We start from the raw sequence: 21679 nt of genomic DNA on the forward strand, positions 1-21679 counted from the left end.
CCTGCCCTGAAAAACCACGACGCACACTTGTTGCGCCTGCCGTGGCAGCACTGGCTATGCTTTGCCCAGCCGCAGGAAGCGGCATTTTCCAGCAACAACGGAGTGTTCATGTCCCTAGCCCTCGTCCACAGCCGCGCCCAGGTTGGCGTGCAGGCACCGGCGGTCAGCGTCGAAACCCACCTGGCCAACGGCCTGCCTCATCTCACCCTGGTCGGCCTGCCGGAAACCACGGTCAAGGAAAGCAAGGACCGGGTGCGCAGCGCCATCGTCAACTCCGGGCTGAAGTACCCGCAGCGGCGCATTACCCAGAACCTCGCCCCCGCCGACCTGCCCAAGGATGGCGGCCGATATGACCTGGCCATCGCCCTGGGCATCCTCGCCGCCGACGGCCAGGTGCCGATTGCCACCCTGGCCGATATGGAATGCCTGGGCGAACTGGCGCTGTCGGGAAAATTGCGCCCGGTGCAGGGCGTGCTACCTGCGGCACTGGCGGCACGCGAAGCAGGCCGGGCGCTGGTGGTACCACGGGAAAATGCCGAGGAAGCCAGCCTGGCCGGCGGGTTGGTGGTGTATGCGGTGGGCCACCTGCTGGAGTTGATCGCCCACCTGAACGGCCAGGTGCCGCTGCCGCCCTACGCTGCCAACGGCCTGATCCTGCAGCAACGCCCCTACCCGGACCTGAGCGAAGTGCAGGGCCAACTGGCAGCCAAGCGTGCCTTGCTGCTGGCTGCGGCCGGTGCGCACAACCTGCTGTTCACCGGGCCGCCCGGCACCGGCAAGACCTTGCTCGCCAGCCGCCTGCCCGGGCTGCTGCCACCGCTGGACGAGCACGAAGCGCTGGAAGTGGCGGCAATCCAGTCAGTCAGCGGGAAAGCGCCGCTGAATAGCTGGCCACAGCGCCCCTTTCGCCACCCCCATCACTCTGCGTCCGGCCCGGCGCTGGTCGGTGGCGGTAGCCGACCGCAACCAGGTGAAATCACGCTCGCCCATCACGGCGTGTTGTTTCTCGACGAACTTCCGGAGTTTGAGCGGCGCGTACTGGAAGTGCTTCGCGAGCCACTGGAGTCAGGTGAAATCGTGATTGCCCGTGCCCGCGACAAAGTGCGTTTCCCCGCGCGCTTCCAGCTGGTGGCGGCGATGAACCCCTGCCCTTGCGGCTACCTGGGCGACCCCACTGGCCGCTGCCGCTGCAGCACCGAGCAGATCGCGCGCTATCGCAACAAACTGTCCGGGCCACTGCTGGACCGCATCGACCTGCACCTGACCGTGGCTCGCGAAAGCACTACGCTGAACAACCAGCCCTGCGGTGAAACCAGTGCCGATGTCGCCGTCAGGGTAGCTGAAGCGCGGGAGCTGCAGCACAGGCGACAAGGGTGTGCAAATGCATTTCTAGACCTTGAAGGTTTAAGGCATCACTGTGGGTTGGTAGCAGCGGACCAAGTCTGGCTGGAAGGGGCCTGCGAGCGGCTGACCTTGTCGCTACGGGCGGCGCACCGATTGTTGAAGGTGGCGCGGACGTTGGCGGACCTGGAGGGATGCGAGACGATTGGCCGGGCGCACCTGGCCGAGGCCCTGCAGTACCGGCCGGGGAGCAGTTAGATTGCCAGGGCTGGATGCCCTGTAGGAGCGGGTTCACCCGCGAAGAGGCCGGCACAGCCATACCTCACTGACAGCCAGCCAAAGCCTCTTCAACCACCCTCAGCAGCACCTCTTCAGAAAACGGCTTGCCCAGGCAGGCCAGTGCCCCAAGGCCCATCGCTGCCCGTACCGAGCCATCGTCCCAATGTGCCGACATGCAGATCACCGGCAAGCGCCCCTCCCGCTGTGCCAGCTCACGCTGTACCTCCAGCCCGCTCATCCCCGGCATCCTCAGGTCCAGCAGCACACAGCCTGCCTCGCCCGCCAATGGCGAGGCCAGAAATGCGTCCCCGGCGGAAAACGACAAGGTCTCGAACCCCGCCGAGCGCAGCAGGTTGGCCAGGCTTTTGCGCACCGAGGCATCGTCGTCGACGATGCACACCCCTCTGCTCATGCGCCGCCCAGGCTTTCTGACCGCACGCCAAGGAGGTTGTGCATGGCCGCAAGCTCCAGCAGCGAGCGGGACTGCATCTTGTTCATGATGTTCTTCTTGTGCACCTTGGTCGTCACCTCGCTGGTGCCGATCTGCCTGGCGATCTGCTTGTGCGACAAGCCGCCGACCACCAGCGAGAAGACCTGGCGCTCACGGTGAGTCAGGCGCTGGTACTTTTCCTCGACCTGCCGCGCATGGAGCCACTTGCGGCCTTCGGCCACAGCACGGGCGCGCACTGTCTGCAACAGGGTCAGCAACTGGTCTTCATCGAATGGCTTGGTCAGAAACTCCACCGCCCCGGCGCGCATGGCCTGAACGGTCATCGGGATGGTGCCGAAGCCGGTCATGAACACGATCGGCCAGGGCAGCGCCAGCCGGCACAGCGCATCCTGTACCTCCAGGCCGCTTGTACCCGGCAAGTGCATGTCCAGCAGCAGGCAGGCACAGGGGGTTTCCAGACGGGCCTCGAACAGGGCCTCGGCGCTGGCAAACAAGTGATGCGGGATGTCCTGCGAGCGCAACAGCCGGCCCAAAGCGGTGCGCACCGATGGGTCGTCATCCACGACCAGCACCGGCACGTTCACGCACTCATCGAGCGGCTCGACAGCCTCGGCCATGGTGTGCAGCAACGACCCACACAGTGCCTGACCCGGCACCTCGAGGCTGATCGGCGCGGCCAGACGGTAGCCCCGGCGCGGCACGGTCTGGATCAGGCCGCGGTCGCCAAAGGCCTTGCGCAGCAAGGACACCTGCACCTGCAAGTTATTGTCCTCAACCACCGTACCAGCCCACACCTGACTGAACAGCTCGTCCTTGCCGACCACGCGGCCCTTGGCCCTGATCAGCGTGGCCAGCACTTCGAAAGCACGCCCACCCAACAGGATCGGCTTGCCGTCGACAAAGACTTCGCGCCGCTCCAGCGACACCTGGGCATTGCCTATTCGGATCATGGCTTCCTCGCGCGGGCACGGGCGTTTTCGCTGCCCTGGGCAGCCTAGGCCAGCGTTGGCGTTCAGACAATTATCCCGAGGGATAGGTTGGCCAAAGGACTATACAAAAGCCCGCCAGCCCCAAGGGGACGATAACGGACAACAGCGTGCCCGTTCCTGCCAAGCAGACTGTATCCCGCATTCATGCTGGACCCGCTGCGTATACTCACGCCTCAGGATGTCGCTAGCGGGGTGCGTTATGCTCGATGAACGCCTTGCCCACAGGCCCATCGATTACGATCAGTCAATCGACGAAGGCTGGCTGAACCGGTGCGAGATCAGCGCACTGGGCAAGGAAGGTGAGCTCAGCTACTTCCGCCTGCGTGACCCGGCCACACTCCAGGCCTGGATCGCCGTGCGCGCCCCGCTTGAGGCCCCTTCCGCCTGTCAGCGCCTGGAACGTGACTACCGCCTGCAACTGGACCCGCAGTGGGCGGTGATCCCCTCGGCGTTCGTGCGCTCGGCCGAAGGCCCATTGCTGGTGTACCCGGCCGGGCGCTCAGTCGCCGACCTGATCACTGAAGGCCCTGCGCCGCTGGAGCCGTTTCTCGACATCGCGGTTAACGCCGCCCTTGCGTTGGCGCAAGCGCATGAACGCAATGTGCTGCACGGTACACTGCAGCCGGAGCATGTGTGCCTGCACGCCCATCAGCAGGTGCGCCTGGGCTTCTTTCACGCCGACCCGGCAGAGCAGTTCAGCGAACAGGGATCCCCGCTCGGCAACTGGGCCTACCTGGCGCCGGAGCAGATTTGCCCGCACGGTAGCAGCTGCGACCGACGCAGTGACATCTATGCCCTGGGGGCGATCCTCTACCAGCTATTGGTAGGCGAGCTGCCGCTCGCCGGGCGCGACACCCAGCACTGGCGACAGCTGCATGCCGGCGTGCAGCCGCGGCCGGCATGCGAAGTGCGCAGCAGCGTACCGCCGCCCCTCAGCCTGATCCTGGCAAAGGCCTTGGCCAAAGAGCCGGACGCCCGCTACCAGAGCGTGCGCGCCCTTGCAGTGGATTTGGCTCACTGCCAGCGGCAGTGGGTCGCCCACAAAACCATGGCACCCTTCACCCCAGGCTGCGCCGACCCGGTAGCACCCGGCCACGCACGCCTGTATGGCCGCGGCGCCGAGCAAAAGGCTATCACCCTGCTGCTCAAGGCCTTGCATCGCGACAGCAAACCACAAGCCCTGGTCATCAACGGCGCTACTGGCATGGGCAAGTCGAGCCTGGTCGAAGCAGCGCTCAAGGCCAACGCTGAAGGTTACTGGGCCGTCGGCAAGTGCAACAGCCAGGCACAAGCCGTGCCCTACACGCCCTGGATCGAAGTGCTCGGAGCTCTGACTACCCAGTTGCTGGCCAAGAACAGTCAGGACCTCGACACCCTGCGCCGCGAGATCCTGCGCCGCATCAAAGGTCATGGCCGTCTGCTCGGCAAGCTGGCCCCGGACCTGCAACTGATTCTCGGCCCCCTGCCACAGTTACCCACCAAGCCCACGCGCCTTGCGTTGCACAAGGAACTGCACGCGATCATTGAGTTCCTGCAGGTTTTCAGCCGGCTGGGCCAACCGCTGGTGCTGTTCTTCGACGACCTGCAATGGGCCGACGACGCCACCCGGCAACTGCTGGCCCAACTGCTGGCTGACGCACCGGCCAACCTGCTGCTGATTTTCACCCGGTGCAACGATACGCCCACCACCAGCGCACAGCTGGCCATACCCGCAGCGGTGCGCTGCACCACGCTGAACCTGCGGCCGCTGGCCGTTGGGGCGGTGGCCGAGCTGATTGGCGAGCGCTTCCATGTTGCCCCCGAAGACGCATTTCAGCTGGCCGAACTGGTGCACGGCAAGACGGCGGGCAACCCGTTTTTCATCAACCAGATCCTCAGGGCCATGGTCGAGGACCAGCTGTTCATCTTCGACACCCAGGCCATGCGCTGGTCATGGTGCCTGCAGGCCGTGGCCCGGCACTGCTATTCCGACAATGTCGCCGACCTGATGGTCCACCGCCTGGGGCGCCTGGCGGCATCGCAAGGCGAGCTTTTGCGAGTCGTCAGCGCGGCGGGCAGCCACTGCGATGAACGCCTGCTTCGGCAAGTGCTTGCCCAACCGCCAGACGAACCGTTGAAAGCCTTGATTGGCGCCGGTTTCCTGCAACCGGGCCAGAACGGCTTGGGCTTCACTCATGACCGGGTGATGGAGGCTGCTTATGCACTCACGCCCGTACACGAGCGCGCCTCGCTGCATGCACGCATCGCCCTGGCCATGCGCCAGGCTTGGCCAGACCACATGCAGGAGGGGCTGTTCGAGCTCGCCAGCCAGCTGCAACGTGCCACCCCCCGCGGGTTTGCAGCGGATGATTGCGAAGCGTTCCTGCAGCTTTTACGAGATGCCGCATCACGCGCACGCGACGCCGGCGCCTTCGAACAGACCGCAGGCTACCTGCACACCGCCGAGCAGTTGTTGCACCACAGCGCCACACTGGAAAGCCGCGCCACGCATGGCTTTGCCATCGCCTGCATGGCGACGGAGTGCGACATGCAACTGTCACGAACGGTCGCGGCCGAGGCACGCCTCACTGAATGCCGACAGCGTGCCCGCTCGGTGTTGGACCAGGCACGAGCGTGCCGGCTGCAGGCATTGCTGTATACCTTGCGCGGTGACTATCAGGCAGCCATCGACAGCGCCCTGAGCGGCCTGGACTTGCTGGGTATAAGCCCGGTACGGGGCATCGACTGGCAAGAGGTCGAGGCCAGTCATGCCCATGTCCAGGCGCTGGTCGAACAGAAAGGACGGCATTGCCTGGAGTCGCTGCCGCGCACCGATTCGGAGGAGGTGATGGTTGCCATCAGCTTGTTGGCCACTCTTTCATCATCGTTCTTCGTGAAGGACGACATCTGCTTCCTGCACCTGGCCAAGCTCATGGAGATGTCGCTACTGCACGGTGTTGCGCCTGGCAGCACCTACGGCATGGCCTGGTACGGGGTGATGATTGCCGAGCGTTTTGGCGCTTACCATGATGGCCATGCCTGTTGCCTGGCCGCGCTCAAGCTGATCGAACGGCACGGTTTCGACGCTGATCTGACCAGTGCGCTGCTGGCTCTGGACCAGGTCAGCGCCTGGACCTCACCCATGGAATTCGCCCGACGCACCGCGCTGGACGCGGTCGACTCGGCGCGCCTGAGCGGTGACCTGGCGATGAGCTGCTATGCCTGCAACCACCTGGTTTCAGACTCGCTGTTCATGGGCCGCTACCTGCCGGACGTGGTCGAGGAAGTGGCGCAAGGCCTGGCCACTGTGCGTCACCACGGCTACCGCGATATCGAGCTGATCCTGCAGGCCCAGCAAGCGTTCGTCGCCAACCTGAGCGGCCTGCCCAGCCCAGCCCCGGCCGCACCCTCGAGGTCGGCCACCACGCGGTTCTTCCAGCACCTGTTCGCCGCCATGTGCGCCTTTTACATGGGCAATATCCCGAAGGCCATGCGCGACCTGGCATTGGCTGGTGACAACAGCTGGGCGGCACCGGCGCACATCAACCTGGCCGACTATCACCTGTTCCGCGGCCTGGCCCTGGGCAGCCCCGAAGCCCACGGCAGCCTTGCCGACAAGCTGCGCGAGCTACAGGCCCTGCGCGAGCGCTTCAGCCGCTGGGCCGGCTTCAACCCGGCCACCTTCCGCAGCAAGCAGTTGCTGATCGAGGGCGTGATCGCCAAGCTCGATGGCGACGGCCTGGCCGCGATCCGCTGCTTCGACCAGGCGCAGATCGCCGCCACTGCTGCCGGTTTCATCCACGAGCAGGCACTGGCCCATGAACAGCTGGCCGAGGTGTGCATCCCCAACGGCCTGATCTCCGGCGCCAACCTGCACCTGCGTATCGCCCGCGACTGCTTCCATATCTGGGGCGCGACCGGCAAGGTGCACCAGCTAGAGACGTTGCATCCGTTTCTGCGCACCCAGCCGGTTCAGGAAACTTATCGTGCCACCCACCAGGCCAGGCTGGACCTCGAAGCCGGTATCGAAGCTGCGCGGGCGCTGTCCGAGGAAGTACTGCTCGAAGGCCTGATCGAAACCCTGATGGGCCATCTGACCCAGCACTCCGGTGCCGATCATGGCGTGTTGCTGATTGTAAGCGGGGCCGAATTCCAGATGGCTGCCCTGGCCCACATCGACGATGCCGGGTTGCACGTGAGCATGGACAACTGCCAGAAGTTCATGACCCAGGCGCCGCTGTCAGTCATCAACGCCACCATGCGCACCCGCAAACCGCTGGTGCTCAACGATGCCCTTGATGAGTGCCCAGAGGCCTTCCGCCAACAATTGCAGGCACGCAACGCCCGCTCGGTGTTGTGCCTGCCGCTGGTGATCCAGGGCGTGCTGATCGGCCTGGTGTACCTGGAAAGCCGCCTTGTGCCGAACCTGTTCGGCAGTCAGCGCCTGGCCATGCTGGAGATCCTCGCCTCGCAGGCGGCGGTATCGCTACAAACGGCCAAGTTCTACACGCGTCTGGCCGAGGAAAACCAGATCCGCGCACAGATGGAGGCTGAGTTGCGCCGCTCGCGTGCGGAACTGGCACGCAGTGCGCACTTGCAGGCGATGAATGAGCTGTCAGCGTCCATCGCTCACGAGATCAGCCAGCCGCTACTGGGCATCGCTTCCAATGCCGCGGCCAGCCTGCGCTGGCTGAAGCGCGCCAACCCCGACCTGGAAGAAGCGATTGCCGGCCTGGAAGATATCCGCAACGACAGCGAACGGGCCGGCAACATCGTGCGGGCGCTGCGGTCCCTGGCCAAGCAGTCACCGATGCAACTCAAGGCGGTGAAGCTGGACGAATTGATCCGCGAGGTGGTGCGCCTGACCTCGGCCGACGCCGCCAGGGGCAAGGTGGATGTGCAGACGCGGTTACAAGCCGGGGTATGCGTGACAGCCGACCCGGTGCAGTTGCAGCAACTGGTGTTCAACCTGATTACCAATGCCTTGGAAGCATTGGCGGGGTATCGCAGTGACGGGGTACTGAAGATTGGATCGGCGGTGGTCGAGGATGGGGTGGAAATCTGCGTGGACGACAACGGGCCGGGGATCGTGGCGGACGAGCGGGAGCGTATATTCGATGCGTTTCATACCACCAAGACCGGTGGCATGGGGATGGGCTTGGCGATCTGCAGTTCGGTGGCTCAGGCCCACGGCGGGCAGTTGCAGGCGCTGGTGTCGCAGTTGGGTGGATGCCGGATTCGTGTCAGTCTGCCTTTGAATTACGCATAGCCTGTGCCGGCCTCTTCGCGGGTAAACCCGCTCCTACGGTCGGCGCGGCTGTAGGAGCGGGTTTACCCGCGAAGAGGCCGGTACAGGTTTACATCATCGCGAGGCGAGCGCCGCGTAGCTGTTCATCAGGTTGCGGTAGTTGGGAATACGCTGCGACAGCAGGTTGCCCAGCCCTTCGATGTCGTTGCGCCAGTCGCGGTGCAGTTCGCAGGCCACCGAGAACCAGTTCATCATCTGCGCACCCGCTTGGGTCATGCGCACCCAAGCCGCTTGTTGCACGGTTTCGTTGAAGGTACCCGAGGCATCGGTCACCACGAACACTTCAAAACCTTCCGCCAGCGCCGACAGGGTCGGGAAAGCCACGCACACATCGGTCACCACACCGGCGATGATCAGTTGCTTGCGGCCCGTGGCCTTGATTGCCTTGACGAAGTCTTCGTTGTCCCAGGCGTTGATCTGGCCCGGACGGGCAATGTACGGCGCATCCGGGAACATTTCTTTCAGCTCGGGCACTAGCGGGCCATTCGGGCCTTGCTCGAAGCTGGTGGTGAGGATGGTCGGCAGGCCAAAGAACTTGGCCAGGTCGCCCAAGGCCAGCACGTTGTTCTTGAATTCGTTGGGCGAAAAATCCTGCACCAGCGAGATCAGGCCAGTCTGGTGGTCGACCAGCAGCACCACGGCGTCGTCTTTGTTCAGGCGCTTGTAATCGGGTTGGCTCATGGGGTGACTCCTTGGGTTGGGATAACGGGCCGGCACTGTCCGCAGGGGTTATACCGGTGGATAAGTTCTGCTTAAGAAAGTACCTGCGCCTGCCGCCAGGCCTTGGGTGGCTGGCCGACCAGGCGGCTGAAAGCGCGGGTGAAATGGGCCTGGTCACAAAAGCCGCATTCCAGGCTCACATGGGTGATAGGCGCCTCGGTGGCGAGCAAGCGCTTGGCCTTTTCCATGCGCGCCAGCAGGCGCCAGGCCTGCGGCGAAAGGCCAGTGTTGACTTTGAACGCGCGGGAAAAATGGCTGCGGGTAAGGTTGCATACCGCGGCGATCTCAATGATCGACAACGGGCTGTGCAACATCAGCTCCTTGGCCCGGCGCAGCCGCGCGGGCGTGAGTGCGCCGGGGGTTTGCAGCGGCGCTTCGGGCGTCCCAGGGTACATGGCGACTCTCCTGTTCAATGCAGAAAGTCTCGCCCCCGGCACATGACGAAGTCCTGAGCCAAACCTGAATTGTTGTTAATTGTGCGCTGCTGGCCCTGGGCGTTTTGCCGATACCTTAAGATGCGTTTCGTATTCAGCTTCTGGCCGCTACCCGCGGTCGGCATTCAAGGCGAAAGAGGTATGCAGGAAAAACCCGCCCACCGCACCGTGGCCATGGTGCTGTTCAACGATGTGCTACTGCTGGATGTCACCGGTCCCATGGATGCATTCGCCATCGCCAACCGGTTCTTGCCTGCAGCACGGCAATATCGGCTGCTGACCTTGGCCGAGGGGCAAGCAGTGGTACGCGGCTCATGCGGCCTGAAGGTAGTGGCCGACCGGCGCCTGGAAGACCTGCCGGAGGCCGTCGACCTGTTGCTGGTGCCGGGCGGCCCTGGGGCCTATGACATCGCCCTGCCAGGGATCGAGCGCTGGCTGCCCAAGGCCGTGCGCCAGGCAAAGCGCTTCGGTGCCATCTGCACCGGGGTGTTCCTGCTGGGGCGGGCCGGGTTACTGAATGGCTATCGCTGCACCACCCACTGGAACTACGTGGAGCGCCTGGCACAGGCGTTTCCCGAAGCCAAGGTGGAGACCGAGCAGATTTACGTGATGGACCGCTGCCTGATCACCTCGGGCGGTATCACTGCAGGGATCGACCTGGCACTGGCGGTGGTCGCCGAGGACCATGGCAAGGCGCTGGCCCTGGAAGTAGCCAAGGTACTGCTGGTAGCCCGCCACCGTCAGGGTGGGCAGACACCCTACGGGCCATTGCTGGCTGCGGTACCACGCGATGACTCGCCGATTGCCCGGGTGCAAGCCTATATAGTCGACCACATCGAGCAGGCATTCACCGTGCAGAAAATGGCCGAACTGGTGGCCATGAGCGGGCGCAACTTTGCCCGAACGTTTCTGCGCGAGGTGGGAATGACGCCGCTGCAGTACCTGCAGAATGCGCGCATCGACAGCGCGCGCAAGCTGCTCGAAGGCAGCGACCTGCCGTTAAAGGTTGTGGCAGCGCAGTGCGGGTTTGGCAGCGACCGGCATTTGCGCAAGGTATTCTGTGAGCGGATTGGCATGACGCCGGCGCAGTATCGGGCACAGTTTGGTGGGGGATGAGCGCGGGCCACTCCCACAACTGACCGCAGCCACCGTCTCTTTTTTCAGGACAATGTTTCTTCCCGACATCAGATTGTCTAATGCCAGCCCAGCCTCCAGAATCGTCGGCCAACCTGTAATAACGCTGCCCCGGCAGCTCATGGAGTAAGAGCCAATGCCACACGAAGGCAGCCTTCTGCAAACTGCAGTGATCTTCCTGCTTGCCGCCGTCCTCGCCGTCCCCCTGGCCAAGCGCTTGCAACTGGGTGCCATGCTCGGCTACCTGCTCGCCGGTGTGGTCATCGGCCCGCAAGCACTTGGCCTGGTCCACGACACAGAAAGGGTGGCGCACATTTCCGAACTGGGCGTGGTCTTGCTGCTGTTCATCATCGGCCTGGAGCTGTCGCCCAAACGCTTGTGGCTGATGCGCAAGTCGGTGTTCGGTGTTGGCACTGCCCAAGTGCTGCTGACCGGCGCAGCTATCGGCGCCATCGCCCTGTTCGGCTTCAGCCAGACGCTGCCCGCGGCCATCGTGCTCGGTCTGGGCCTGGCGCTTTCGTCAACCGCCCTTGGCCTGCAGAGCCTGGCAGAGAACAAACAGCTCAATGCCCCGCACGGCCGTCTGGCGTTCGCCATCCTGTTGTTCCAGGACATCGCCGCGATCCCGCTGATCGCCTTGGTACCACTGCTGGCCGCCACTGGCCCGGACACCAGCAGTGGCGACAGCCTGGAGAATGGGCTGAAGGTATTCGCCAGCATCGCCGTGGTCATCATCGGCGGCCGCTACCTGTTGCGCCCGCTGTTCCGCACCGTGGCTCGCACCGGCCTGCCGGAAGTGTCCACTGCCACCGCACTGCTGGTGGTGATCGGCACCGCCTGGCTCATGGAACAAGCCGGTATTTCCATGGCCCTGGGCGCCTTCCTCGCCGGCCTGCTGCTGGCAGACTCGGAATACCGCCACGAGCTGGAATCACAGATCGAACCCTTCAAGGGCCTGCTGCTGGGGCTGTTCTTCATCAGTGTCGGGATGGGTGCAAACCTGCACCTGCTGCTGGAGATGCCGCTGGTGGTGCTGGGCCTGACCCTGTTGCTGGTGGCCGTGAAGCTGGTGCTGCTGGTCGGCACCGGTCGCCTGGCCGGCGGCCTGAGCGGCGCCAGCGCGCTGCAACTGGGCATGGTGCTGGCCGCCGGCGGCGAGTTCGCCTTCGTGGTGTTCAAGCTGGGCAAGGACCAGGGCCTGTTCGATACCCAGACCTACGACCTGCTGCTGATGACCATTACCCTGTCGATGGCCATCACCCCACTGCTCATGATTGGCTGCGCCCACGCCCTCAAACGTGCGCAGCCAGTGCGTGAAGTGCCCGAACATTACAAGGCCATCGACGCCGGCACACCGCGGGTGGTAATCGCCGGCATGGGCCGTATGGGCCAGATCGTCGCGCGTATCCTGCGGGCACAGAAGATCCCGTTCGTTGCCCTGGAAACCTCGGTGGATGCCATCGAGATGACCCGTATATTCGAGCAGGTGCCGGTGTTCTACGGTAACCCGCTGCGCCCCGAGGTACTGCATGCGGCCAAGGTGGGTGAGGCGGAGTACTTCATCATCACCATCGATGACCCGGAAGCCGCCATTCGTAGCGCTGAACGGGTAAAACGCCTGTACCCGCACCTGAAAGTGCTGGCCCGGGCGCGTAACCGCCAGCACGTGCACAAACTGGCGGATGTGGGCGCCGAACCGATTCGCGAGACATACCACTCCAGCCTGGAAATGGCCCGCCGGGCACTGGTGGGGTTGGGCCTGAGCGATGAACAGGCGGCGGACCGCATTGCACGGTTCACCCAGCATGACGAAGAGGTGCTGGAGGCCCAGGGGCAGGTACGTGATGACCGGGCCAAGGTGATGCAGACGGGCAAGGAGGCGCGGGTGGAGCTGGAACGGTTGTTTGAATCGGATGCGGATTGAGGCCTTTTGGCGCATGCCTTGAGGGTTGTAGTGCCTGTGAGATCGAGCGCCGCCCGCGCGGCGCTTCGCGGGTAAACCCGCTCCTACGTCTGTTTCGGGCCAGTTATTCCTGTGGGACGCGCACGCGAGCCCCCTGGCGCACGCCTCGATATCGCGTCGTACAAACAAGGCGGTCGCGCGCGCCTGGCACAGGAGGGACTGGCCAGAAACAAACGTAGGAGCGGGTTTACCCGCGAAGCGCCGCGCGGGCGGCGCTCGATCTCATGGGCGCCCAAAAACTATCGCCAGGCACCTGGAAGCCATCCTGCAATTTCCTGACGATCACCTCGCCGCCATGACGCGAACACACAAAAGCCATCACAAAATCGTCTAATTCTCAGCTGGGTCCTACTTCCCCGCGAACCATTTCCTACGTTCACGCCAATCCCAAGGAATTATCCTACGCATCGTGTCGACGCCCATCTGATTGTCCGGGGAAGGCCTGCTCTCTAGGCTGACCGGGTCGCTGTCGGTTCAGCGATCGGGTGTGGAAACCCGGATGTGATGAAGGGCTGCCGTTATGGCAGTTGTGCGCGTGAGGCCGTTTGGCCTACCGGCTTGCCTTCTCACCGGTTTTCCACCCCGCGCACAACTGCCGCCTTCTGCGTGGAAACGGGTGGTTGCAGTTCAATCCTGGAGAAGGAATTGCCATGAAAAGAATCGTCCCCGATCCACCCCTCCCCAACACCACAAAACGCTCTTTCAGCCGCTGCGATGCCGGCCATCCCCCATTGTTCACCGTAAACCCCGGCGTTTCCGCCCACGATGCCCTGGTGCATGTCGCCCAATACCTGCGCGGTGCCTACGACTGTGGCTACAAAGCCTTGGAGCATCTGGATGACACAGGCAAGAGCCTGTTCTGGAGCAACCTGAACGCACTCGAAATGGCAGAAGGTTTGGTTGAGGCATTGCTGGATGGGATTGAGTCACAGCCAATAAGTTGAAGCGATTTACATCAGTCCTGAGCAGGCTGCAATGACTAGCCTGCTCTACCCAAACGCCGGAAATACCCTACACAACGCGTCACCCTCCGTCTGATTGTTAGGGGGGCCCCTTCGCCATAGGCTTACCTGGCCGCCGCCACATCAGCGACTGTTCCCAGTCAGGTATTTCATTGAGCCCCAACAGCCCAGCCGCAAAAAATGCCGAAAAGAAAGGCCAGAACTCCTGGCTGGACGAACAATTACCCGACCTCAGAACACTTGCGCGTGAACTACGCGCCCAGGCTATCGAAGAACTAGCGCCTGCTGATTCGCATGACGCTGCAGTCGAGGTTGCTGCACTGCATCTGGGCTTGGACAGCGAAAACGTTGAGGTAGTCAGCATCAGCAGCCCACTGGGCGACATCCGGATTCAGCGCAGCTGTATCTACCACATCGTCGAGAAGAGACAGGACGCCCGGGAACGCTATGTAAAGGTAGCGCTGGATACGTTAATCGGACCATTTGAGGTATGGCAAGTCGCTTACACCAATGACACTTTCAGGCTGGCCTTCATCGGCGTCTACGAAACCAGGCGCCAGATGCTGGTAATCGTGACCCTCGACAACGGCAAAACGCTGTGGAATTTCATGCAGTGCGATGCAAAAGCACTGAACAAACATCGCCACGGGCTGCTGCTCTACAAGCGGTACAATTTTCTGCCAAGAAAAGAAAAGGGCCACTGTCACCAGTGGCCCTGTATTTGCGCTTGATATTCATATACACACCCTCAAGCAGGGGTGTGGAGGTCTCACCCGACGCTGATGATTCAGCCATCGACGGGGTTCCTACGCCAGCTTTTACCGCTGAATGGCAGCTGGTTTCGCGCTCAGTTCAAACGCTAACAACACTCTACGATCAAGTCAACGGTAGCCCCAAGGGGAGGCTACCCATCAGGTTACTTAGTGTTACTTACCCGCAGTCAGCGCGTTATAGCTGGTCATCAGGTTGCGATAATCCGGAATGTGGTTGGAGCAGAGTGCAGCCAACCCTTCGACATCGTTGCGCCAGTCGCGGTGCAGCTCGCAGGCCACGCCGAACCAGGTCATCAGTTGCGCACCCGCCTGGCTCATGCGGTCATGCGCGGCATCACGGGTCATTTCATTGAAGGTGCCGGAAGCATCAGTCACCACGAACACGTCAAATTCTTCCTCCAAGGCCGACAGCGCCGGGAACGCCACGCAAACCTCGGTCACAACACCGGCAATGATCAGCTGCTTCTTGCCGGTCGCCTTCACCGCCTTGACGAAATCCTCGTTGTCCCAGGCGTTGATCTGGCCAGGGCGGGCAATGTACGGCGCATCCGGGAACAGGGCTTTCAGTTCCGGCACCAGCGGGCCGTTGGGGCCTTGCTCGAAGCTGGTGGTGAGGATGGTCGGCAGGTTGAAGAACTTGGCCAAGTCAGCCAGCGCCAGCACGTTGTTCTTGAACTTGTCCGGCTCGATATCGCGCACCAGGGACAGCAGGCCAGCCTGGTGGTCCACCAGCAGTACGGCAGCTTCGTCTTTGTTCAGGCGGTTGTAGGTGAGTTTGCTCATGGTCTGTGCTCCTAAGGGTTATGAATTTTTCAGCAATCCGGGGTGTTTCGAGTTGATGGGCACAGATTAAAATCATCACCTTTGCGGCGGTAGTTAGCAGAATCTGGCTTTAGCGTTCTGATTTATGAACGATGGATTTGTCGGGGGCTGTGCCGGCCTCTTCGCGGCTAAAGCCGCTCCTACACGGACCGCATACCCCTGTAGGAGCGGCTTCAGCCGCGAAGAGGCCGGCAAAGGCAACCAAATACCCGGAGACCGATCATTGGAAGACCTCAACTCCCTCTACTACTTCACTCAGGTCGTCGAACATGGCGGCTTCGCCCCGGCCGGGCGGGCGCTGGACATGCCCAAGTCAAAACTCAGCCGGCGAATCGCCGACCTTGAAGACCGTCTGGGCGTGCGGCTGCTGAACCGCACCAGCCGCCACTGCTCGCTGACCGAGATCGGCCAGGCCTACTACAACCGTTGTCTGGCCATGCGTGTGGAGGCAGAGGGCGCGGCGGAAATAATCGAGCGCAACCGCAGCGAACCGCGCGGCCTGGTGCGCATCAGTTGCCCGACCACCCTGCTCAACTCCTGGGTCGGGCCGATGCTGACCCGCTACATGCTCAAGTACCCGCAGGTGGAGCTGTTCATCGAAAGCACCAACCGCCGCGTCGACCTGCTGCATGAGGGCTTCGACATCGCCCTGCGGGTGCGCTTTCCGCCGCTGGAGAACACCGACATGGTGATGAAGGTGCTGAGTAACAGCACCCAGTGCCTGGTTGGCCAACCTCAATACCTGGCGCAACTGCCCAAAGGGTTTGACCCACAGTTGCTGGGCACGCTACCCAGCGTGCATTGGGGCAGTGCCCAGCGCGAGTACCAGTGGGAACTGTTCCAGGGTGAGGACAACAGCCGCCGTATTGTCATCCCGCATACACCACGCATGGTGACTGACGACCTGTTTGCCCTGCGCCATTTCGTGGTGGCCGGAGTGGGGATCGCCCACTTGCCGCGGGTGGCGGTGCGTGAGGATCTGGCGGCGGGACGTCTGGTTGAGCTGATTCCGGACTGGCACCCGCGCTGCGGTATCGTGCATGCAATCTTCCCATCGCGGCGAGGGTTGCTGCCGTCGGTGCGGGCACTGATCGACCATCTGGCTGAGGAATTTGCCATCAGCGACATGGCTTGAGGTCCCGACTGGCTGACCCGGCCTCTTCGCGGGCATGCCCGCTCCCACTGGTATTTGCACAAGGCTCGGGGCCGGTGGTGGCCCTGTAGGAGCGGCTTTAGCCGCGAAAGGGCCGGTACAGGCAATGCAAATCCCCACCCAGCACACCCTTACAAGACCTTGGGTCTACTCTTCTTCCACACTCCCGGATCATCCCCCGGAGCCCCTCATGATCCGCGCCACTCACGGACCAGGCCGCGCCCTGCTCGCCACCCTCGCCCTCTGGCCGGCGCTCAGCCAGGCCGATGAACCCGGCTGGTCGCTGCTCAGCCGCAACTATTTCCTGCACAGTGACTTCCGCTCGCCCTCCGGCAGTGGCCAGAACTACCGCCAGGAATGGGCCCAAGGCTTCATCGGCGAGGTCCGTTCCGGCTTCACCGAAGGCACTGTCGGCGTCGGCATCGATGCCCATGGCTTTCTTGGCCTCAAGCTCGACGGCGGCCGCGGCCATGCCGGCACCGGCCTGCTGCCACGCAACAGCGATGGCCGCGCCGAATCCGAGTACTCCAGCGCCGGGGCCGCGCTCAAACTGCAGCTAGGCAACACCCGGTTGCGCTATGGCGAGATGATGGTGGAAACCCCGGTGTTCGACACCGGTGACAAACGCCTGCACCCGGAATACGCCACCGGCTGGCTGGTGGAAAACACCGACCTGCCCGACTGGCGCCTGCAGGCCGGGCGTTTCACTGCCTTCAACAACCAGGACAACAGTTCCACCCACGACGACTTCAGCGGCTACGGCGCCAGCACCCACAACCGGGCCATCAGCCTGGCCGGTGCCACCTTCGCGCCCAACGGGCCGTTCGGCGCCGCACTGTATGCCGGGCAGTTGGAAAACACCTGGCGCCAGGCCTATCTCAACCTGATCCTGGCCGAGGGCAACTGGCGCCTGGACGGCAACCTGTACAAAACCCGCGACACCGGCAACGCCAGCGCAGGGGCGATCGACACCCTCGCCTACAGCCTGCTGGCCAGGTACAGCTTCGGCGCCCAGGCGCTGAGCCTGGCCTACCAGAAGGTCGAGGGCAACACGCCTTTCGACTTTGTCGGCGGCGACTCGATCTACCTGGCCAACGCGATCAAGTACGCCGACTTCAACGGCCCGGGCGAGCACTCGTGGCAACTGCGCTACGACCTGGACTTCGCCACCCTTGGCGTACCTGGCCTGAGCCTGATGGGCCGCTATGTCAGCGGCCGCGGCATCGACGGCAGCCATGCGCCTGCGGGCGGCGCCTATGTGAACCAGTACGGCGACGGCGGCAAGCACTGGGAACGCGATATCGACCTGAAATACGTGGTGCAGTCAGGGGCTGCCAAGGACCTGAGCCTGTCGTTCTCCCACGTCAGCCACCGCGCCAACCAGGCCCAGGCGGGCGGTGATATCGACCGCATCTACCTGATCATCGAATACCCACTCAAAGGCAGCTTCTGACATGAGTACATCCCCTTCAGGTGCCTGGAGCCCGTTGCGTAACACCACCTTCCGCATGCTGTGGGTCGCCACCATCGCCTCCAACATCGGCACCTGGATGCACGAGGTGGGCGCCGGCTGGCTGATGACCACGCTGTCGGCCAGCCCGCTGCACGTGGCGTTGATCCAGGTAGCCGGCTCGCTGCCGATGTTCTTCCTGGCCCTGCCGGCCGGCGCAGCGGCGGACATCGTCGACAAACGCCGCTACCTGTTGCTGGTGCAGCTGTGGATGTCTTGCGTAGCGGTGGTGCTGGCGGCCCTGACCTTGCTCGGGATGATGAACGTCACCTTGCTGCTGGTGCTGACCCTGGCACTGGGCATTGGTACAGCGCTGATGATGCCGGCGTGGAGCGCACTGACACCGGAACTGGTGGGCAAGAAGGACCTGGCCAACGCGGTGGCGCTCTCCAGTGTCGGCATCAACGTGTCACGGGCCATCGGCCCGGCACTGGCGGGGGTGGTGGTGAGCATGGTCGGCCCGTGGCTGACCTTTGCCCTGAATGCCATCTCGTTCGCTGGCGTGATCCTGGTGCTGTTCCTGTGGAAGCGCGAAGTGAAGGAACCACTGCTGCCGGCTGAGCGCTTCGTTGGCGCCATGCGCACCGGGTTGCGCTTTGCCCGCAGTGCCAAGCCTTTGCAGGCCGTGTTGCTACGCGCGTTGGCGTTCTTTTTCTGCGCCAGCGCCGGCACTTCGCTGCTGCCACTGATCGTGCGTGGCGAGATGCACGGCACTGCAGCGGACTTCGGCCTGCTGCTGGCGGCCATCGGTATTGGCGCAGTGGCGGGCGCCACCTTGCTGCCGCGCCTGCGTGAGCGCATCAGCCGTGACCGCCTGGTGTTACTGGCCAGCCTGCTGTATGCCCTGTTCCTGCTGGCCCTGGCGTTGGTGCGCAATTTCTATGCGCTGCTGCCCGCGATGCTGCTCAGCGGCGCGGCGTGGATCGCGGTGCTGTCCAACCTGCAAGTGGCTGCGCAGACTTCGGTGCCAGCCTGGGTAAGGGCGCGGGCTTTGTCGGTATACATCCTGATCTTCTTCGGTGCCATGGCCTGTGGCGGCCTGTTGTGGGGCACGCTGGCCAGCCATGCAACGATCACCTTCAGCCTGCTGCTGGCCGCAGGCGGCCTGGCGCTGGGTACCTTGCTGACCTGCAAGGTGACGCTGCCGGAAACCGAGGCAGAGGAGCTGACGCCGTCGCTGCATTGGCCGGTGCCGGTGCTGAGCGATGACATGGACAAGGAAGTCGGACCGGTGATGGTCACCGTCGAGTACCACATCGCCCCCACCAAAGCCGAGGCCTTCCAGCAGGCGGCGCGAGAGCTGGAAGCGATGCGCAAGCGCAATGGCGCATTGTCGTGGGGGTTGATGCGGGACAGTGCTGATCCTGCGTTGTGGCTGGAGTTTTTCTTCGAGGAATCGTGGCTGGAGCATCTGCGGCATCACCATCGGGTGACCCGTGGCGAACTGAAGATCGAGGCGCGGGTCAGGGTGCTGCAGACCGATGGGGTTGAGGTGCGGATTCGGCATCTATTGGCTGGTGGGGAGCATAAGGCACACCATTGATGCCGGCCCTTACGGCCCATTCGCGGGTGAACCCGCTCCTACACATGATCTGCGGTAGACACACACCGGACGTTGGAAACAGGCCGTTGTAGGAGCGGGTTTACCCGCGAAAGGGCCGGCACTGAAGACACAAGAAAGGGGCCAGTTATTGGCCCCCGTTCGTCACATCAGCTCAGCTTAGAAAGCGAAGCACGAACAGCCCAGCGCCCCCCAGAAGCCCTGGAAGTCATTTACCGGCACGCTCGAATGCCGCGCCTTGTCATGGCTGTGGGCATGCACCCCGCACGGCCCCGAGCACTGGTGCACAGCGGCTGCCAACGATGGCGTACCGACACGCCAGTGCCCAGGTACCTTCGTCACCGGCGACCACTCCGGCAGCACCGGCACCTGCGGCGGGCCAAGCTTGTCGAACTCACCAGCACCGTACACCACCTTGCCATCAACGATGGTCAACACTGATTCGATACCCTTGATCGCTTCCTCATCGACACTGAAGAAGTCCAGCGACAACGCGGCCAGGTCAGCCAGCTGGCCCACCTTGATCTGGCCTTTCTTGCCTTGCTCGCTGGAAAACCAGGCGCTGCCCTGGGTGAACAGTTGCAGCGCGGTGTCACGGCTCAGACCTTCCGGGTACAGCTCCATGCCACCGACCGTCTTGCCACTGACCAGCCAGTACAGTGAAGTCCATGGGTTGTAGCTGGACACCCGAGTGGCGTCGGTACCCGCGCCCACCGGCACGCCCATCTCGAGCATGCGTTTGATCGGCGGGGTCTGCTCGGCGGCCTTGGCGCCGTAGCGGTCGACGAAGTATTCACCCTGAAAGGCCATGCGGTCCTGGATGGCAATACCACCGCCCAGCGCTCGCACGCGTTCGATGTTATGCGGGGTGATGGTTTCGGCGTGGTCGAAGAACCAGGGCAGGCCGTTGAATGGAATGTCACGGTTGACCTTCTCGAACACGTCGAGCATGCGCGTGATCGATTCGTTGTAGGTGGCGTGCAGGCGAAATGGCCAGCGCTGCTCGACCAAGTGGCGCACCACCGGCTCCAGCTCTTCTTCCATGGTTTGCGGCAGGTCTGGGCGCGGCTCGAGGAAGTCTTCGAAGTCGGCGGCAGAGAACACCAGCATTTCGCCAGCGCCATTGTGGCGCAAGAAGTCGGTACCGCTGTGCAGCTTGACGCTGGAGGTCCACTTCTTGAAATCGTCGAGTTCTTCCTTGGGCTTCTGGGTGAACAGGTTGTAGGCGATGCGTACGGTCAATTGATCGTTGTCGGCCAGCTCCTGGATCACGGAGTAGTCGTCGGGGAAGTTCTGGTAGCCGCCGCCGGCGTCGATGGCGCTGGTCAGGCCCAGCCGGTTGAGCTCACGCATGAACTGGCGAGTGGAGTTGACCTGATACTCCAGCGGCAGCTTAGGCCCCTTGGCCAGCGTAGCGTAGAGAATCATCGCGTTCGGGCGGGCGATCAGCATGCCGGTCGGGTTGCCGAACTTGTCGCGCTGGATCTCGCCACCCGGCGGGTTCGGTGTGTCCTTGGTGTAGCCAACGGCCTTGAGTGCGGCGCGGTTGAGCAACGCGCGGTCGTACAGGTGCAGCAGGAACACCGGGGTGTCGGGTGCGGCCTGGTTGATTTCTTCAAGGGTGGGCATGCGCTTTTCGGCGAACTGGAATTCGTTCCAGCCACCGACCACGCGCACCCACTGCGGGGTGGGCGTGCGCGCCGCCTGGTCCTTGAGCATGCGCAGGGCATCGGCCACCGACGGTACCCCTTCCCAACGCAGCTCGAGGTTGTAGTTCAGACCGCCACGGATCAGGTGCAGGTGCGAGTCATTGAGACCCGGGATCACCGTGCGTTGCTTGAGGTCGATGATCTGCGTGGCGGCACCCTTGTGGGCCATGGCCTCGGCGTCGCTGCCCACGGCGATGAAACGGCCGTCCTTGATGGCGACAGCAGTCGCGGTGGGCTTTTCGCGGTCAACGGTGTGCAGTTTGCCGTTGAACAGAATCAGGTCGGCGGTCATGGAACCTCCTTGCGTGGATGCGTGAGCGGAACCGGCTTGGCCGGTAAAAGGCAATGCGGACCAGAGTGCGCCGGCGGCACCGAGCACAGTGCTGGTGGCGAGGAACTGGCGACGGGTCTTGTCGTTGCGATCCTGGGACATGGGCTTCTCCGACTAGGGGCCGGCAGGGGGACTGCGAAGCATGCCGGTTGATGCAAGGCCTGGGCTTGAATGGATGTGCGGTGGGTTGAAGAAGGTTAGCCCTGGTCAAGCTTTTTGCTGCCTGGGCCGGCCTCTTCGCGGGTAAACCCGCTCCTGCA

The 21679-nt window shown here is 63.3% G+C and carries 15 protein-coding genes; 9 read left to right on the top strand and 6 right to left on the bottom strand.

Annotated features, from left to right (window positions below):
- Positions 1-108: 108 nt before the first annotated feature.
- On the top strand, positions 109-1599 hold the full coding sequence (locus ACYCCG_RS02705) for a YifB family Mg chelatase-like AAA ATPase (protein ID WP_459669354.1): 1491 nt from the start codon (positions 109-111) through the stop codon (positions 1597-1599).
- Between the two features lie 64 nt (positions 1600-1663).
- On the opposite strand, the gene ACYCCG_RS02710 is transcribed toward ACYCCG_RS02705, so the two are convergent.
- Positions 1664-2032 carry a response regulator transcription factor gene (locus tag ACYCCG_RS02710; protein WP_339533567.1) on the bottom strand — a complete coding sequence of 123 codons (369 nt, stop codon included), beginning with the start codon at positions 2030-2032 and terminating at the stop codon, positions 1664-1666.
- Positions 2029-3021 carry a response regulator gene (locus ACYCCG_RS02715; RefSeq protein WP_459669355.1) on the bottom strand — a complete coding sequence of 331 codons (993 nt, stop codon included), beginning with the start codon at positions 3019-3021 and terminating at the stop codon, positions 2029-2031. Before ACYCCG_RS02715 ends, ACYCCG_RS02710 begins: the two co-directional genes overlap by 4 nt.
- 238 nt (positions 3022-3259) lie before the next feature.
- Between ACYCCG_RS02715 and ACYCCG_RS02720 the strand changes: the two genes are divergently transcribed.
- Entirely contained in the window at positions 3260-8308 is a 5049-nt protein-coding gene (locus ACYCCG_RS02720) for a trifunctional serine/threonine-protein kinase/ATP-binding protein/sensor histidine kinase (RefSeq protein ID WP_209969206.1), read from the top strand.
- A gap of 93 nt (positions 8309-8401) precedes the next feature.
- Here the strand turns inward: ACYCCG_RS02720 and ycaC (ACYCCG_RS02725) are convergent, their stop codons facing one another.
- Positions 8402-9028, bottom strand: coding sequence for an isochorismate family cysteine hydrolase YcaC (gene ycaC, locus ACYCCG_RS02725; protein ID WP_003253573.1), 627 nt, complete (start codon positions 9026-9028; stop codon positions 8402-8404).
- A gap of 71 nt (positions 9029-9099) precedes the next feature.
- Positions 9100-9462, bottom strand: coding sequence for a helix-turn-helix domain-containing protein (locus ACYCCG_RS02730; RefSeq protein ID WP_012054076.1), 363 nt, complete (start codon positions 9460-9462; stop codon positions 9100-9102).
- A 180-nt stretch (positions 9463-9642) separates the two neighbouring features.
- Here ACYCCG_RS02730 and ACYCCG_RS02735 point away from each other — a divergent pair, with 180 nt between their 5' ends.
- From ACYCCG_RS02735 to ACYCCG_RS02750, 4 genes are all read left to right on the top strand, one after another.
- Positions 9643-10617, top strand: coding sequence for a GlxA family transcriptional regulator (locus ACYCCG_RS02735; protein ID WP_339533564.1), 975 nt, complete (start codon positions 9643-9645; stop codon positions 10615-10617).
- A gap of 154 nt (positions 10618-10771) precedes the next feature.
- On the top strand, positions 10772-12559 hold the full coding sequence (locus tag ACYCCG_RS02740) for a monovalent cation:proton antiporter-2 (CPA2) family protein (protein ID WP_209969202.1): 1788 nt from the start codon (positions 10772-10774) through the stop codon (positions 12557-12559).
- Between the two features lie 689 nt (positions 12560-13248).
- Positions 13249-13542 carry a hypothetical protein gene (locus tag ACYCCG_RS02745; RefSeq protein ID WP_459669358.1) on the top strand — a complete coding sequence of 98 codons (294 nt, stop codon included), beginning with the start codon at positions 13249-13251 and terminating at the stop codon, positions 13540-13542.
- A 170-nt stretch (positions 13543-13712) separates the two neighbouring features.
- Positions 13713-14291: a PBECR2 nuclease fold domain-containing protein gene (locus ACYCCG_RS02750; protein ID WP_274143883.1), complete on the top strand. Its 579-nt coding sequence runs from the start codon at positions 13713-13715 to the stop codon at positions 14289-14291.
- Positions 14292-14486: 195 nt separating this feature from the next.
- Here the strand turns inward: ACYCCG_RS02750 and ycaC (ACYCCG_RS02755) are convergent, their stop codons facing one another.
- A complete protein-coding gene (gene ycaC, locus ACYCCG_RS02755) occupies positions 14487-15116 on the bottom strand; it encodes an isochorismate family cysteine hydrolase YcaC (protein ID WP_459669359.1) in 630 nt (209 codons plus the stop codon).
- 262 nt (positions 15117-15378) lie between these two features.
- On the opposite strand from ycaC (ACYCCG_RS02755), the gene ACYCCG_RS02760 reads away from it, so the two are divergent.
- From ACYCCG_RS02760 to ACYCCG_RS02770, 3 genes are all read left to right on the top strand, one after another.
- Positions 15379-16290 (top strand): LysR substrate-binding domain-containing protein, encoded by a 912-nt coding sequence (locus ACYCCG_RS02760; protein ID WP_209969193.1) that lies wholly within the window; start codon positions 15379-15381, stop codon positions 16288-16290.
- Between the two features lie 208 nt (positions 16291-16498).
- Entirely contained in the window at positions 16499-17761 is a 1263-nt protein-coding gene (locus ACYCCG_RS02765; RefSeq protein WP_459669361.1) for an OprD family porin, read from the top strand.
- A 1-nt stretch (position 17762) separates the two neighbouring features.
- Positions 17763-19361, top strand: coding sequence for an MFS transporter (locus ACYCCG_RS02770; RefSeq protein ID WP_459669362.1), 1599 nt, complete (start codon positions 17763-17765; stop codon positions 19359-19361).
- 177 nt (positions 19362-19538) lie between these two features.
- On the opposite strand, the gene ACYCCG_RS02775 is transcribed toward ACYCCG_RS02770, so the two are convergent.
- The gene (locus tag ACYCCG_RS02775; protein WP_459669364.1) at positions 19539-21521 is read right to left on the bottom strand and encodes an amidohydrolase; all 1983 of its coding nucleotides are present in this window, start codon (positions 21519-21521) and stop codon (positions 19539-19541) included.
- Positions 21522-21679 lie beyond the last annotated feature (158 nt).

This window comes from Pseudomonas sp. VEM90 (genome assembly GCF_054611535.1).